At 74.3% G+C, this 13,543-nt stretch carries 12 protein-coding genes; 3 read left to right on the forward strand and 9 right to left on the reverse strand.

From position 1 onward, the window contains the following. Positions 1 to 1,101 (reverse strand): prephenate dehydrogenase (locus ACWEMJ_RS31620; RefSeq protein ID WP_452140567.1); only part of this gene is annotated, 1,101 nt, incomplete at its 3' end. A gap of 169 nt (positions 1,102 to 1,270) precedes the next feature. Here ACWEMJ_RS31620 and ACWEMJ_RS31625 point away from each other — a divergent pair. The 3 genes from ACWEMJ_RS31625 to ACWEMJ_RS31635 are packed head-to-tail and all read left to right on the forward strand — an operon-like array spanning position 1,271 to position 5,300. Then, positions 1,271 to 3,325: a DUF4139 domain-containing protein gene (locus tag ACWEMJ_RS31625; protein WP_452140568.1), complete on the forward strand. Its 2,055-nt coding sequence runs from the start codon at positions 1,271 to 1,273 to the stop codon at positions 3,323 to 3,325. Positions 3,326 to 3,328: 3 nt separating this feature from the next. Next, positions 3,329 to 4,900 carry a mucoidy inhibitor MuiA family protein gene (locus ACWEMJ_RS31630; RefSeq protein ID WP_452140569.1) on the forward strand — a complete coding sequence of 524 codons (1,572 nt, stop codon included), beginning with the start codon at positions 3,329 to 3,331 and terminating at the stop codon, positions 4,898 to 4,900. A gap of 37 nt (positions 4,901 to 4,937) precedes the next feature. Further along, positions 4,938 to 5,300 carry a DUF952 domain-containing protein gene (locus ACWEMJ_RS31635; RefSeq protein WP_452140570.1) on the forward strand — a complete coding sequence of 121 codons (363 nt, stop codon included), beginning with the start codon at positions 4,938 to 4,940 and terminating at the stop codon, positions 5,298 to 5,300. Between the two features lie 2 nt (positions 5,301 to 5,302). Here ACWEMJ_RS31635 and ACWEMJ_RS31640 read toward each other — a convergent pair whose 3' ends face one another. The 8 genes from ACWEMJ_RS31640 to ACWEMJ_RS31675 form a co-directional block, all read right to left on the reverse strand. Further along, positions 5,303 to 6,280 (reverse strand): helix-turn-helix domain-containing protein, encoded by a 978-nt coding sequence (locus ACWEMJ_RS31640; protein ID WP_452140571.1) that lies wholly within the window; start codon positions 6,278 to 6,280, stop codon positions 5,303 to 5,305. Positions 6,281 to 6,478: 198 nt separating this feature from the next. Further along, positions 6,479 to 7,675: a pseudouridine synthase gene (locus tag ACWEMJ_RS31645; protein WP_452140572.1), complete on the reverse strand. Its 1,197-nt coding sequence runs from the start codon at positions 7,673 to 7,675 to the stop codon at positions 6,479 to 6,481. Further along, entirely contained in the window at positions 7,668 to 8,270 is a 603-nt protein-coding gene (gene scpB / locus ACWEMJ_RS31650; protein ID WP_452140576.1) for an SMC-Scp complex subunit ScpB, read from the reverse strand. The genes ACWEMJ_RS31645 and scpB overlap by 8 nt, the downstream gene beginning before the upstream one ends. Before the next feature lie 131 nt (positions 8,271 to 8,401). Beyond that, positions 8,402 to 9,196 carry a segregation and condensation protein A gene (locus ACWEMJ_RS31655; RefSeq protein WP_452140573.1) on the reverse strand — a complete coding sequence of 265 codons (795 nt, stop codon included), beginning with the start codon at positions 9,194 to 9,196 and terminating at the stop codon, positions 8,402 to 8,404. Positions 9,197 to 9,249: 53 nt separating this feature from the next. Continuing rightward, on the reverse strand, positions 9,250 to 9,705 hold the full coding sequence (locus ACWEMJ_RS31660; RefSeq protein ID WP_452140577.1) for a hypothetical protein: 456 nt from the start codon (positions 9,703 to 9,705) through the stop codon (positions 9,250 to 9,252). A 41-nt stretch (positions 9,706 to 9,746) separates the two neighbouring features. Beyond that, positions 9,747 to 10,808, reverse strand: coding sequence for a ParA family protein (locus ACWEMJ_RS31665; protein ID WP_452140578.1), 1,062 nt, complete (start codon positions 10,806 to 10,808; stop codon positions 9,747 to 9,749). A gap of 483 nt (positions 10,809 to 11,291) precedes the next feature. Then, positions 11,292 to 12,407, reverse strand: a complete 1,116-nt coding sequence (gene ald / locus ACWEMJ_RS31670) for an alanine dehydrogenase (protein ID WP_452140574.1) — start codon at positions 12,405 to 12,407, stop codon at positions 11,292 to 11,294. A 241-nt stretch (positions 12,408 to 12,648) separates the two neighbouring features. Then, positions 12,649 to 13,485 (reverse strand): tetratricopeptide repeat protein, encoded by an 837-nt coding sequence (locus tag ACWEMJ_RS31675; RefSeq protein ID WP_452140575.1) that lies wholly within the window; start codon positions 13,483 to 13,485, stop codon positions 12,649 to 12,651. Between the last annotated feature and the right edge of the window lie 58 nt (positions 13,486 to 13,543).

The raw sequence follows: 13,543 nt of genomic DNA on the forward strand, positions 1-13,543 counted from the left end.
CGCCTGTAGCCCCCGAACCCGTCCGCCACCACCGTCAGGAGACCGCCATGGCCGACACCAAGCCCGAAATCCCGCAGTACAAGGAGACCTTCGACCGTGCCCGACCTGCTGCCCCGTGGAGTGCTCGATCGTCACGTCCTCGATGTTGACCCCCAGCGCGCCGACCTCGCCGAAGAGCCGGCCGAGTTCGCCGGGCTGGTCGCCCAGGACGACGGTGACGGTCTCGTAGCGGGTGGGCGGTGCGCCGTGCTTGCCCGGGATGCGGGCCTGGCCGGTGTTGCCGCGGCGCATGACGGCCTCGATGCCGGCGGCGCCCGCGCGGCGTCCGTCCTCGTCGGCGCCCTGGAGGGCCCGCAGCGCGGTGACGGTCTCCGCGAGGTCGGTGGCGAGGTCGTCGAGGACGTCCGCGACGACGCCCGCGTTCGCGGACAGGATGTCGATCCACATCGCGGGGTTGGAGGCCGCGATCCGCGTGACGTCCCGCACACCCTGCCCGGACAGCCGCACCGCCGTCTCCTCGGCGTGCTCCAGCCGGGCCGCGACCAGCGAGGACAGCAGCTGCGGGGCGTGCGAGACCAGCGCGACGGCCCGGTCGTGGTCGGCGGCGTCCATGACGATCGGCATGGCCCCGCACAGCGCGACGAGTTCGAGCGCGGCGTTGAGCGTCTCGGTGTCGGTGTCGGGGGTCGGGGTGAGCACCCACGGCCGGCCCTCGAACAGGTCGGCGGTGGCGGCGAGCGGCCCGGAGCGTTCGCGGCCGGCCATCGGGTGGGAGCCGATGTAGTGCGCGGTGTCCAGGCCGAGCGCGGTGATCTCGCCGCGCGGCCCGGCCTTGACGCTGGCGACGTCGGTGTAGCTGCGCGCGAGGCGCCGCCGCTGGCAGTCCGCGAGCACCTTGCCGACCAGCGCGGGCGGGACGGCGATGATCGCCAGGTCGACGGGCCCGTCGGGGAGTTCGGTGGTGCCCGCGCCGAGCGAGGCGGCCGTGCGGGCGGCGTCCTGGTCGGCGTCCTCCAGATACACGCTTATGCCCCGGCGGGTGAGGGCGAGCGCGGCGGAGGTGCCGATCAGTCCGGTGCCGATGACGGCGGCTGTGCGCATGGCGGGTTCTCGTCTCCCTGGTCGCGGCGGTGGTCGGGCCATTGTCCCGCACCCGCCGGCGCCGGGCGCGGTTGGCCGACGCGCAGCGGAAATCCGGGTGCGGCGTGGGCGGTTGGGTGCAGACTGGGCGCCCGGGTCCGGGGTTCGGACCGGCGGCGAAGGGGGCCAGGTGGCGGGGCAGCGGGCGGTGTGGGAGTCGAGGCTGGACTCGGTGGTGGTGCACGCGTCGGGCGCGGTGTGCCGCCGCCGGGCGTCGGGCGTGGTGCCGGCGGACGGCCGGATCCGGGTGGCGGGCCTGCCGCAGGTCGCGGCGCAGGGCCCGCTGCGGGTGCGGGTGCTGGCGGGCGGGGCGCAGGTCGTGGAGGCCCGCGCGGAGCACGCCGAGCGGGTCCGCGAGGACGACGAATCCCCCGCCTGGGAACGGGAGTTGAAGGAGCTCGGCGCGGAGCGCGACCGGCTGGAGGAACGCCAGGAGCGGTTGGACGCGCGGATCCGCGAGGTCGCGGCGCTGCGCCCGGTGCCGCCGCAGCGCCGCCGGGACGAGGGGCTGCGGCGGGCTCCGGCGGAGGCGGTGCTGGAGCTGGCGGAGTTCGTGGACGCCCGCCTGGAGGTGCTGCAGGAGCGGGCGGTGGAGCTGGCGGAGCAGCTCCGGCTGGCCGAGCACGCGCTGAGCGTGGCGACGGTCCGGGCGCGCCGGCGGTCGAGCGCGGAGCAGCCGGGCGGAGTGGAGTCCGCGGCGCGGGCGCTGGTGACGGTGCGCGGCGCGGGCCCGGTGGAGCTGGAGGTGGAGTACACGGTGCCGGGCGCGGTGTGGCTGCCGACGTACCAGCTGTCGCACCGCCGGGGCGAGCGTTCGGCGCGGCTGGTGCTGCGGGCGTCGGTGGCGCAGCGGACGGGCGAGGACTGGTCGGGGGTGCGGCTGGCGCTGTCGACGGCGAGCCTGCTGGGTTCGGGGGCGCTGCCGGAGTTGGCGTCGCTGCGGATCGGCCGGCGGCAGGCGGCGCCCGCGCCGTCGGGGTGGCGGGCGCAGCCGGCGGGCCTGGGCGGCCTGTTCGAGGACTGGCAGAACGCGCAGCGGTCGAAACCGGAGCCGCTCGGGGGGCCGGGGGCGGTGGGCTTCCCGGTCGCCGTGAGCGCGCCGACGCCGACGCCCGCACCGCCGAAGCCGAAGGCGGCGGCGGTGCGGTCCCGGGCCGGCCGGCCGGGCGGCGGGGCGGGGCAGCCGGTGCCGGGTCTGGTCCCGCAGGGCGAGGCGATGCGCCTGTCGCCGCCGCCCCCGGCCCCGACCGGCCCGCCCCCGCCGGGTGCGGCGTACGGCGGCGCGGCCCCGTTCGCCCCCGCCGGGTTCGCGGACGCCTCGTTCCCGGCCGCCCCCGAAGCACCGACCGCACCCCCCGACCCGCGTCCGTCCGTCGACCAACTCGACTACGCGGCCATGGTGTTGGCGGGCCCGGAGCAGGAGTCGTTCCGCCGGGGCCGGCTGTTCCCGGAGCCGTCGCGGCCGGCCGCGGGCAGTGCGGTGCGCGGGGCGGAGGAGGTGGGCCGGCTGCCGATGCCGCGCTTCGGGGTGCGGCCGCGGGTGTCGGCGGGCTCGTTCGACCACCGCTTCGACGCGCAGGCCCCGGCGCACGTCCCGTCCGACGGGGTGTGGCACACGGTGACGGTGGCGGAGCTGCCGGTGGAGGTGCGGACCGGCTACGTGTCGGTGCCGTCGGTGGAGGAGGCGGTGTACGCGGTGCTGGAGTTGTCGAACGCGACGGCGCACGCGCTGCTGGCCGGCCCGGTGGAGGTGTCGGTGGACGGTGATTTCCTGCTGACGGCGGGGTTGCCGACGCTGGCGCCGGGCGGGGTGCGGGAGTTGGGCCTGGGCCGGGCGGAGGAGCTGCGGGTGGCGCGGCACTCCGAGGTGCGGGAGTCGACGTCGGGGGTGCTGAACTCGACGACGGTGCTGGACCACGCGGTGCGGATCGAGCTGGTGAACCGGCTGCCGCACGAGGCGTCGGTGGAGGTCCGCGAACGGGTGCCGGTCAGCGGCGACGCGGAGGTCCGGATCGAGGAGCGGCCGGGCTGGTCGCCGCCGGAGGAGCCCTCCGCGCAGGTGCCGCCGTCGGCGCGGATCCGGCGGGTGGTGGTGCCGCCGGGTGGTTCGGTGGAGCTGACGGGCGGTTATGTGATCCGTATCCCGGCCGGCAAGGCCGTGGTCGGCGGGAATCGGAGGAGCTGAAGCGTGTACGAGGAGAATGTGCCCCTGCCGGTCACCGCGGTCACCTGCCTGGAGGACCGGGCGCAGCTGGAGCGGACGGCGGAGTTGGAGCTGTCGCCGGGCGTGCACCGGCTGCGACTGGGCCCGGTGACGGCGCTGGCGGTGGACCGTTCGCTGCACGCGGCGCTGCTGGCCGAGGGCGGCGCGGCGACCGGCGGGGCGAAGGTGCTGGACGTCCGCCTGGTGCGGTCCTGGCAGCCGCCGGCGCCGCTGGAGCCGGGGCCGAACGATTCGGACCTGCGCCGCCGGGTGCACCGGCTGGAGCGGGAGTACGCGGCGGAGTCGCGCCGCCAGGAGCGGCTGGAGGCGCGGCTGGCGCTGCTCGGCCAGCTGGCGGCGGACCTGCTGCGGGAGATCGGCGAAGGCGCGGGCTGCGGCGAGCTGGAGCAGGCCCGCTGGTCGCGCGAGCTGGACCGGGTGGACGCCGAACGGGAGTCGTACGGCGAGCAGTTGCGGGCGTCGCGGCTGCGCGCGGTGGAGCTGACGGCGGCCCAGGGGCAGGCCGAGCTGGCCCTGGCCCGGGCCGAGGAGGAGCCGGCCGAGCTGCTGGCGTACGTGGAGCTGTCGGTGGAGTGCGCCGAGCCGGGCCGCTACCTGGCCCGGGTGGAGCACCTGACGGCGTGTGCCCTGTGGCGTCCGGCGTACCGGGCCGAGCTGGCGGGCGGCACGCTGCGCCTGGAGACCGAGGCGGTGGTGTGGCAGCGCACCGGCGAGGACTGGTCGGGCGTCGCGCTGACGCTGTCCACGGCGCGTTCGGCGCTGGCGGGCGAGCCCCCGGCGCTGGCCGAGGACCGGCTGGTGCTGCGGGAGCGTTCCGCGCAGGAGAAGAAGACCGTCGAGGTGGAGCTGCGCGAGCAGGCGATCTCCGACGCCGGTCCGCTGGAGCCGGGCCTGCCGGGCGTGGACGACGGCGGCGAGGTGCGGGTGCTGCGGGCCGCCGAGCCGGTGTCGGTGCCCTCGGACGGGCGGGCGCACCGGGTGCCGGTGAGCGTGTTCGAGGCCCCGGCGCGCAGCGAGTTCGCGGCCGCGCCGGAGCTGTCGGAGGCGGTGACGGAGGTGGTGTCGTTCCGCAACGCCGCCGGGCACGTGCTGCTGGCGGGCCCGGTCGACCTGGTGCGCGGCTCCGGCTACACCGGCCGGGGCGCGCTGGAGTTCACGGCGGTGGGCGCGCCGGTGCGCCTGGCGTTCGGCTCCTCGGACGGCCTGCGGGTGGTCCGGGAGGCCGAGGAGCGCCGCGAGAGCGCCGGCCTGGGCGGCCAGCGCACGCTGCTGACCCGCACGGTGCGCCTGCACCTGTCGCGGTTCTCCGCGCCGGGCGAGAACGCCGAGCGGGTGGTGACGCTCCGCGAGCGGATCCCGGTCTCCGAGGTGTCGGCAGTCCAGGTCCGGCTGCGCAAGGAGCACTGCTCGCCGCAGCCGGACGAGCTGGACGCCGACGGCATCGTCCGCTGGGAGGTGCCGCTGCCGCCGGGCGGCCGGCGCACCGTGACGCTGGTGTACGAGGTGGCGGCGACGGCGAAGGTGGCGGGGCTGTGAACTTCGGACGGGCCGTCAACTCCGGTACAAAAGAGACATGATCTACCACCTCGCCCCGCTGGACGACTGGCTGCGCGACCCGGGCCGGCCGTACACCGCCGCCTCGCTGCTCACCGAGGGCTTCCTGCACTGCTCGCCGGACGAGACCACGGTGCTGGCGGTCGCCAACCTGTTCTTCCCGGACACGCCGGACCCGCTGATGGCGCTGCTGATCGAGGAGAAGCTCGTCGAGCCGATGGTGAAGTGGGAGGCGGCCACCGGCGGCCCGCCTCCCGGCAGCACCCCGGGGGCGCTGTTCCCGCACATCTACGGGCGGCTGAACCGGACGGCCGTGGTGGGCCTGGAGAAGCTGGAGCGCGGCCCGGACGGGCGCTGGGCCGCGCTGCTCCCCTGGAGCTGAGCTCAGAGCCAGCCGCGCTCGCGGGCCGCCATCCCGGCCTGGAACCGGGTGGTGGCCCCGAGTTCGCGCATCAGGCCCTGCAGGCGGCGCTGGGTGGTGCGGGCGCTCCAGCCGAGCGAGCGGGCGATCGACTCGTCGGTGAGGCCCGCGGCCAGCAGTCCGAGCAGCTTCAGGTGGTCGGAGTCCGGCCCGGGGCCGTCCCCGCCGCCGATCACCGTCTGCAGCGGCACGGCCCGCTCCCACTCGGCCTCGAACAGCGCGTCCAGGGCCTGCAGCAGCGCGGACGGGTGGATGACGTACGCGGCGTCCAGGACGCTGTCGCCGACGCTGATCGGGATGATCGCCATCTTGTCGTCGGCCATCATCATCTTCATCGGCAGCACCGGCCGCACCCGGGCCTCCTCGCCGTCCTCGACGCCGGTGAGGATCTCCTGCTCCAGCCGCCCGGGCCAGGCGATCGCCTCCTTGTCGAAGACGGTGCGGATCCGCACCCCGGCCTTGAGCTTGGCCCGCTGCCGGGGCTGCTCCACGGTCGGGTCCTGCACGTACGGCGGGCAGTCGAAGCCGCGGATCTGGTACTGCCCGGACTCCACCAGGTGCTCCAGGCGCTGGGCGATCGCCTCGCCGCCGGTGAGCACCTCCACCGAGTGCGCCGGGTCGGTGTACCGGGACGCCTCCCGGAAGGCGTCCATCAGGCGGTGCATCTCGGCCCGCGCGGAGCGCAGTTCGGCCTCGCGGTGGCCTATCAGGGTGCCGATGGCGACGTCGGGCGCGACCGCCAGGTAGCGCTCCCGGTCGACCGGGGCGCGGGTCGCCATGCCCTGTTCGGCGAGCCGGTCCAGGCCCTGCCTGCACTGCTCCAGGGTCAGGCCGCAGTGTTCGGCCAGCTCCTGGGCGGTCGACTGCGGTGCGACGACCAGTGCGGCGTACACCTGGCCGTCGGGCCGGCCGAGGCCGAGCACGGTGAATGCGTCGAGCATGAACTTCCTTCCCCCGCCGCCCCGTCCCCTGACGCGTTGGCGCACTTCCGCCACGCGACGGGGCGAACTTCGGTGGCAATTTTCTGCCAACGGGTCGAACGATAGCAAGGCCGCACGGCCCGGCCCACCGGTCCGGCCCTCCGTGCGCGCGAAAGCCCGCCCGCCGACACGCGGCGAACGGGCTTCCGGGGCGGCCTGTTACAGCCCGACCTCGTTCATCAGCGCACCGACCTCGGGGTTGGTGAGGCGGCGCAGCCAGCCCGACTTCTGGTCGCCCAGCGAGATCGGCCCGAACGCGGTGCGCACCAGCTTCTCCACCGGGAAGCCGACCTCGGCCAGCAGGCGGCGCACGATGTGCTTGCGGCCCTCGTGCAGGGTCACCTCGACCAGGTAGTTCTTGCCGACGTTCGACACCACCTTGAAGCTGTCGGCGCGCGCCCAGCCGTCCTCCAGCTCCACGCCCTTGGCGAGCTGCTTGCCCAGGTCGCGCGGGATCGGGCCCTGGATCGCCGCCAGGTACGTCTTGGTGACGCCGTACTTGGGGTGGGTCAGGCGGTGCGCCAGCTCGCCGTGGTTGGTGAGCAGGATGATGCCCTCGGTCTCGGTGTCCAGCCGGCCGACGTGGAACAGCCGGGTCTCCCGGTTGGTCACGTAGTCGCCCAGGCACTGGCGGCCCTCCGGGTCCTCCATGGTGGAGACCACGCCGGCGGGCTTGTTCAGCGCGAAGAACAGGTAGGACTGGGTGGCGACGGTCAGCCCGTCGACCTTGATCTCGTCCTTCATCGGGTCGACCCGCAGGCCCTGCTCGACCACGAGCTTGCCGTTGACCTCGACCCGGCCCTGCGCGATCAGCTCCTCGCAGGCCCGACGGCTGCCCATGCCGGCCCGCGCCAGCACCTTCTGCAGCCGCTCGCCCTCCTCGCCGACCTGCTTGCCGGGGCCCTCGTGCCGGGCCAGCACCCGGTCCTCGATGCGGCCCTGCAGCTCGCGCGAGCGCTGCGGCTGGCGCCGCGGGTCGCCCGGCGCGCCCGGCCCGCCCCGGCGCGGCCGGGGCGCCGCCCCGGGCTTGCGGGAGCCGTACGCGCCGCGCCCGGGCGTCGCGTTCGGGCCGCCGCCGTACTCGGGACGGTCGTACTTGCGCTCCTCCGGCCGCAGCGGCCGGTCCGGGTAGCGGCGCTCCTCGCGCCCGCTGCCGCCGCGCTGCGACGAGCCCCCGTAGGAGCCCGACCCGCCGCCGTACGAGCCCGAGCCGCCCCGGGACTGCCCGCCCCGGCCGCCGCCGCCCTGCCCGTAGGACGACCCGCCGCGGCCGCCGCCCTGCTGGCCGCCGCGACCGCCCTGTCCACCCCGGCCCTGACCGCCGCCGCTGTTCCTGCCGTTGCCACTGCTACGCATCAAAATGTCCGTACGTCGTATCCGTCTGGGTCCGGTCGGCCTGGTTCGGCCCCTCCTGTGCGGCGGCGACCGCCTGCGCGATCATCGTGCCCTCCAGGGACTCCGCTTCCACGTCGTCGACCTCGGGCAGGAAGGGCGCGAGCTCCGGCAGCTCGTCCAGGCCGCGCAGCCCCATCCGTTCCAGGAAGTAGTTCGTCGTCCGATACAGGATCGCTCCGGTCTCGGGCTCGGTGCCGGCTTCTTCGACCAGTCCTCGCTGTACCAGGGTACGCATCACGCCGTCGCAGTTCACACCACGGACCGCGGAAACCCGCCCGCGCGACACCGGCTGCCGGTACGCCACCACCGCCAGCGTCTCCAGCGCGGCCTGCGTGAGACGGGCCTGCTGCCCGTCCAGCACGAACCGGTCCACCGCCGCCGAACACTCCGCGCGGCTGTAGAACCGCCACCCGCCGGCCACCTGCCGCAGCTCGAAACCGCGCCCCTGCGCCGTGTACTCCGCCGCCAACTCCCGCAGCACAGCGGCCACTTCACCTGCGGACGCGTCCAGCACCGAGGCCAGCCGCTGCTCCGGCACCGGCTCGTCGGCGACCATCAGCACCGCCTCCAGCGCCGCCCGCAACAGCACCCCCTCCGGGGCCGGCGGCGGCGCGTACACCGACTCCTGCCACTCCCCGGGCCGGGCCTGCCCGGGCAGGCCGAGCGCCCGCCGCGACCGCTGCTCCGTCATCGGGACCCGCCTTCCCCGCCCGCCGGGCGGTCGAACTCGTCGGTCACCTCGACCGTCCGGTCCCCCTCGGCGACCCAGCGCACCACCAGCTCCTCCAGGGCCTGCGGCTGCTCGAACGCCAGCACCTTCTCCCGGTACAGCTCCAGCAGCGCCAGGAACCGGGCCACCACCACCAGGTCGCTGTCCGCGTCCGCCACCAGCCGGCCGAACGTCGCCTCCCCCAGCGCGCTGAGCCGCTCCACCACCAGCGCCGCCTGCTCGCGCACGCTCACCGGCGGCATGTGGATGTGGTCCACGTACACCGCCGGCTTCGGCTTCGGCACGAACGCCTTCGCCGCCAGCCGCGCGAACCGCTCCGGCCCGATCGACAGCACCACCTCGGGCAGCAGCTGCGCGTGGTGCGGCTCCAGCCCCACGGCCCGCGGCCGCCGCGACGACTCCGCGGCCCACCGCTCGGCGAACACCGCCGCCGCTTCCTTGTACGCCCGGTACTGCAGCAACCGCGCGAACAGCAGGTCCCGCGCCTCCAGCAGCGCCAGGTCCTCCTCGTCCTCGACCTCCGCCACCGGCAGCAGCCGCGCCGCCTTCAGGTCCAGCAGCGTCGCCGCCACCACCAGGAACTCCGTCGCCGCGTCCAGGTCCCACTCGGGCCCCATCCCCCGGATGTGCGCCACGAACTCGTCGGTGACCTTCGACAGCGCCACCTCGGTGACGTCCATCCTGTGCTTCGCGATCAGCCCGAGCAGCAGGTCGAACGGCCCCTCGAAGTTCTCCAACCGGACCTGGAACATAACGTCCGATTCTGGCAGAGCCGCGAGCGAACCCGGGGAGGGCAACCCCGGCGTCAGCGGCCCCGAAGCCGCCGCACCAGGATGGACGCCTCGCCCCGCTGCTCCAGATCCGCGAGCACCACCGAGATCGCCTCGCGCACCACCCGCCCGCGGTCCACCGCCAACCCGTGCTCCCCGCGCAGCACCAGCCGCGCGTGCTCCAGGTCCATCAGCTCCTCCGCCGACACGTACACGGTGATCTTCTCGTCGTGCCGCTCCCGCCCGGACGGCCGCCGGGCCCGCCCGCGCCCGCGCACCGTCGCGGTCTGCGCCCGTCGCGCCGCCTCTGCGGGGTCCTCCGCGCGCCCCGCAGGTGCGGCCTGGGGCTCCGGCCGGGCGGCCGGCACGTCCGCCGTGCGGCCCGCCCCGGCCCCGCTCTCGTTCGCCTTCGGCGGCTCCCCGGAAGGCCCGCCGCCGGAACCGTTGCCGCTTCCGTTTCCGTTCCGGGCCAGCGAGGGCGACAGGGCCATTCCGCCGGTCGCCCGGAACAGCTCGTCGGCCCCCGGGAGGCTCACTCGGCGGGGCGGCACCGGTCGAGCACCTCCCTGGCGAGCTGGCGGTAGGCGGCCGCGCCGACCGAGTTGGTGGCGTACGTGGTGATCGGCTCGCCGGCCACCGTGGTCTCCGGGAACCTGACGGTCCGTCCGATGACGGTGTGGAAGACGTGCTCGCCGAACGCCTCGACGACCCGGGCCAGCACCTCGCGCGAGTGCACGGTGCGGGAGTCGTACATGGTGGCGAGGATGCCGTCCAGGCGCAGCTCGGGGTTGAGCCGCTCGCAGACCTTCTCGATGGTCTCGGTGAGCAGCGCGACACCGCGCAGCGCGAAGAACTCGCACTCCAGCGGCACGATGACGCTGTGAGCGGCCGTCAGGGCATTGACCGTCAGCAGGCCCAGCGAGGGCTGGCAGTCGATGATGACGTAGTCGTAGTCGGGCAGCAGCGGCTTGAGCGCGCGGGCCAGCGCGGACTCCCGGGCGACCTCGCTGACCAGCTGCACCTCGGCGGCCGACAGGTCGATGTTGGACGGCAGCAGGTCCATGCCGGGGATGGCGGTCTTCAGCAGGACCTCGTCGGCCGTCAGACCCCGCTCCATGAGCAGGTTGTAGACCGTGACGTCGAGTTCCATCGGGTTGACGCCGAGGCCGACGGAGAGCGCGCCCTGCGGGTCGAAGTCCACCAGCAGGACCCGGCGGCCGTACTCGGCGAGTGCGGCGCCCAGGTTGATGGTGGAGGTGGTCTTGCCGACTCCGCCCTTCTGGTTGCACATCGCGATGATCTGCGCGGGGCCGTGCTCGGCGACCGGCGCGGGGATCGGGAAGTACGGCAGCGGCCGGCCGGTCGGTCCGACCCGCTCGCGGCGCTGGCGGGCCGCGTCGGGGGCCAGCGTGGCGGCGTACTCGGGGTCGGGCTCGTACTCGGCGTCCGGGTCGTCGTACGGCCCGTAGCCGAGCTCGTTGTAGGCCAGGCCGTACGCCGCGAAGTCGGCGTCGTAGTCGGTGGCGGCGGTCGCCGCGCTCTGGCGCGCCTCGAAGGTACGGACCGCGACCGAGCCGACCTCCTGCGCACCCACCGTGGCGTGCCGGGCTTCCTCGTTCGGCTGCCCGGCGGAGAGCTCCGCCAGTCCTGGCTGACCACCCCCGGGAGCAAATGTCGACTCATTCACAAGTCGTCTTACCTCCTTGGACATCCAGGACTCTATGTCGATTCGTCAGCGTGGCAGCATGCCAACGGTTTGCGACTCTAGGCCGTTTCGGGCATTCGCAGCAACACAATCCACGGTAGTGGGCCGGTTGTGTCGGCCACTCACCCACCCCGTGTCAAGAGACGACCCTAACGTTTCCGCGCAGGCGACGGGCCATGAGGGGTCGTCAGAAGGGCGTCAGGTGTCCTTGTCGACAGAGCGGGTGACAAACCGCACCGGAATTGACCGTCCGTGGACACCTCCGCGACACCCCCGGGCCCGCTCCCGGGGCCCCGACGGGCGGCTGCGGGCATGCCGAAGCCCCCGGACCGAATGGGGAGGACGGCCGGGGGCGACAGCGGGTGCGGGGCGTCAGGCGAGGACGCTCTCCAGCGAGACCGACTCCAGGCCGAAGGCCTCGGCGACGGCCGGGAAGGTGATCTGGCCCTCGTGCACGTTCAGGCCCTTGGCGAGCGCGGCGTCGCGGCGCAGCGCCTCCTTCCAGCCACGGTTCGCCAGCTCCACCACGTACGGCAGGGTGGCGTTGGTGAGGGCGTAGGTGGAGGTGTTCGGGACGGCGCCCGGCATGTTCGCCACGCAGTAGAAGACCGAGTTGTGGACCTGGAAGGTCGGCTCGGCGTGCGTGGTGGCGTGCGAGTCCTCGAAGCAGCCGCCCTGGTCGATGGCGATGTCGACGAGCACGGAGCCCGGCTTCATGCGGGAGACCAGCTCGTTGGTGACGAGCTTCGGGGCCTTGGCGCCCGGGATCAGCACGGCGCCGATGACCAGGTCGGCCTCGACGACGGCCTTCTCCAGCTCGAAGGAGTTGGAGACGATGGCCTTGATCTTGTTGCCGAAGATCTTGTCGGCCTCGCGCAGCTTGTTGATGTCGCGGTCCAGCAGGGTCACGTCGTAGCCCATGCCGATGGCGATGGTGGCGGCGTGCCAGCCGGAGACGCCACCGCCGATGACGACGGCCTTGGCCGAGTGGGTGCCGGGGACGCCACCGGGCAGGGTGCCGCGGCCGCCGGCCGGACGCATCAGGTGGTAGGAGCCGACCTGCGGGGCCAGGCGGCCCGCGACCTCGGACATCGGGGCGAGCAGCGGCAGGGCGCCGTTCGGCAGCTGCACGGTCTCGTAGGCGATCGCGGTGGTGCCGGACGCGAGCAGCGCGTCGGTGCCGGGGCGGTCGGCCGCCAGGTGCAGGTAGGTGAAGAGGGTCTGGCCCTTGCGCAGTCGGTGGTACTCCGACGCGATGGGCTCCTTCACCTTGAGGATCATGTCGGCCGCGGCCCAGACCTCGTCGGCGGTGGGGAGGATGGTCGCACCGGCGGCCACGTACTCCTCGTTGGGGATCGAGGAGCCGACACCGGCGTTGTCCTCGATGACGACCTCGTGTCCGTTGCGGACCAGCTCATGCACGCCGGCAGGCGTGATGGCCACGCGGTACTCGTGGTTCTTGACCTCGCGGGGGATGCCGACCTTCACGGCTAACACGTCCTCTTGCCATGGGGATTCCTACCGGGGGAAGACCGGCGGGGGACGCGCACGACGGGCACAACGGCGACAACCGGTGCATGAATCCATGCGCGACTGAGTTCGATTGTAATGAAGCCCAGGCGGCGTGTCAGCCTTCCAAAGCGAACAAATCAGCGCGACTCATTGGCAGGTTCGTAGGCTTGCACGCCTTCTGAGGCCATTTTGCAGGGCAAACCCCGCACTCTCGACACTACTCCGAAAGTGGACGAAATCCCTCCTGGCCGAGGTGCTGCCGCAGCCTCCCGGCCAGCTCGCCGACCTGCCGCTCCCCCACCGCGTCGCCCGTCCTGCGCAGCACCGCCGCCGCCGAGCGGTACTCGCGCAGCGCCTCCTCGAAACGCCGCAGCGCGGTGTGCGCCTCCGCCAACCGCACCAGCAGCCGCGCCTCGGCGACCGGGTCGCCGACCGCCTGCCGCAGCACCAGCGCCCGCCCGTACGCGTCGGCGGCGCGCAGCGGGTCGCCGAGCGCCCGGTGGCAGTGGCCCACCCCCTCCAGCGCGCGGGCACAGCCGCCCTCGTCGCCCGCGCCGCGGGACAGCTCCACCGCCCGGCGGTAGCGTTCGGCGGCCTGCTCCCAGCGGTCCGCGTCCGCCTGCAGGTCGCCCAGGTTGAGCAGCGCGGCGGCGGCCCGGCGCGGCGCGCCCTGCCGTTCGGCGACCTTGAGCACCGACTCGTGCAGCGCGTGCAGGTCGGCCGGCGCGGCCTCCCCGGTCAACGGCAGGGCCCGCAGCAGGGCCGACACCAGGCGGCCCGCACTGCCGTCCAGATCGCCCTGGCCGACGGCGTCGGCGACCGCCGCGAGGAGCTGCTCGCGCTCGCCCAGCAGCCACTGCCCGGCGTGCGCGGCCGACCGCAGCCGCAGCGGGCCCGGCAGCGGCTCCGGGTTCGGCCCGGCCGCCGGGTCCAGCAGCATCCGCGCCGAATCGACCAGCCGCACCAGCCGCTCCAGCAGCCGGGCCCGGGCCAGCTCCAGCTCGGACGGCCGGTCGAGCTCGGTGCCTGGATCTCTTCGGGACGGTGCCGGCACAGATCCTGCACGAGTGGAACACCGTCAGCCACACCAGCGACTACGAGGGCAGTCCTCG

The organism is Kitasatospora sp. NPDC004531 (genome assembly GCF_053602195.1).

Coding starts and splice junctions, on each gene's coding strand:
- ACWEMJ_RS31635 (WP_452140570.1), top strand. CDS start 4,938: ATGATCTACCACCTCGCCCCGCTGGACGACTGGCTGCGCGACCCGGGC.
- ACWEMJ_RS31640 (WP_452140571.1), bottom strand. CDS start 6,280: ATGCTCGACGCATTCACCGTGCTCGGCCTCGGCCGGCCCGACGGCCAG.
- ACWEMJ_RS31645 (WP_452140572.1), bottom strand. CDS start 7,675: ATGCGTAGCAGTGGCAACGGCAGGAACAGCGGCGGCGGTCAGGGCCGG.
- scpB (WP_452140576.1), bottom strand. CDS start 8,270: ATGGTCGCCGACGAGCCGGTGCCGGAGCAGCGGCTGGCCTCGGTGCTG.
- ACWEMJ_RS31655 (WP_452140573.1), bottom strand. CDS start 9,196: ATGTTCCAGGTCCGGTTGGAGAACTTCGAGGGGCCGTTCGACCTGCTG.
- ACWEMJ_RS31660 (WP_452140577.1), bottom strand. CDS start 9,705: ATGGCCCTGTCGCCCTCGCTGGCCCGGAACGGAAACGGAAGCGGCAAC.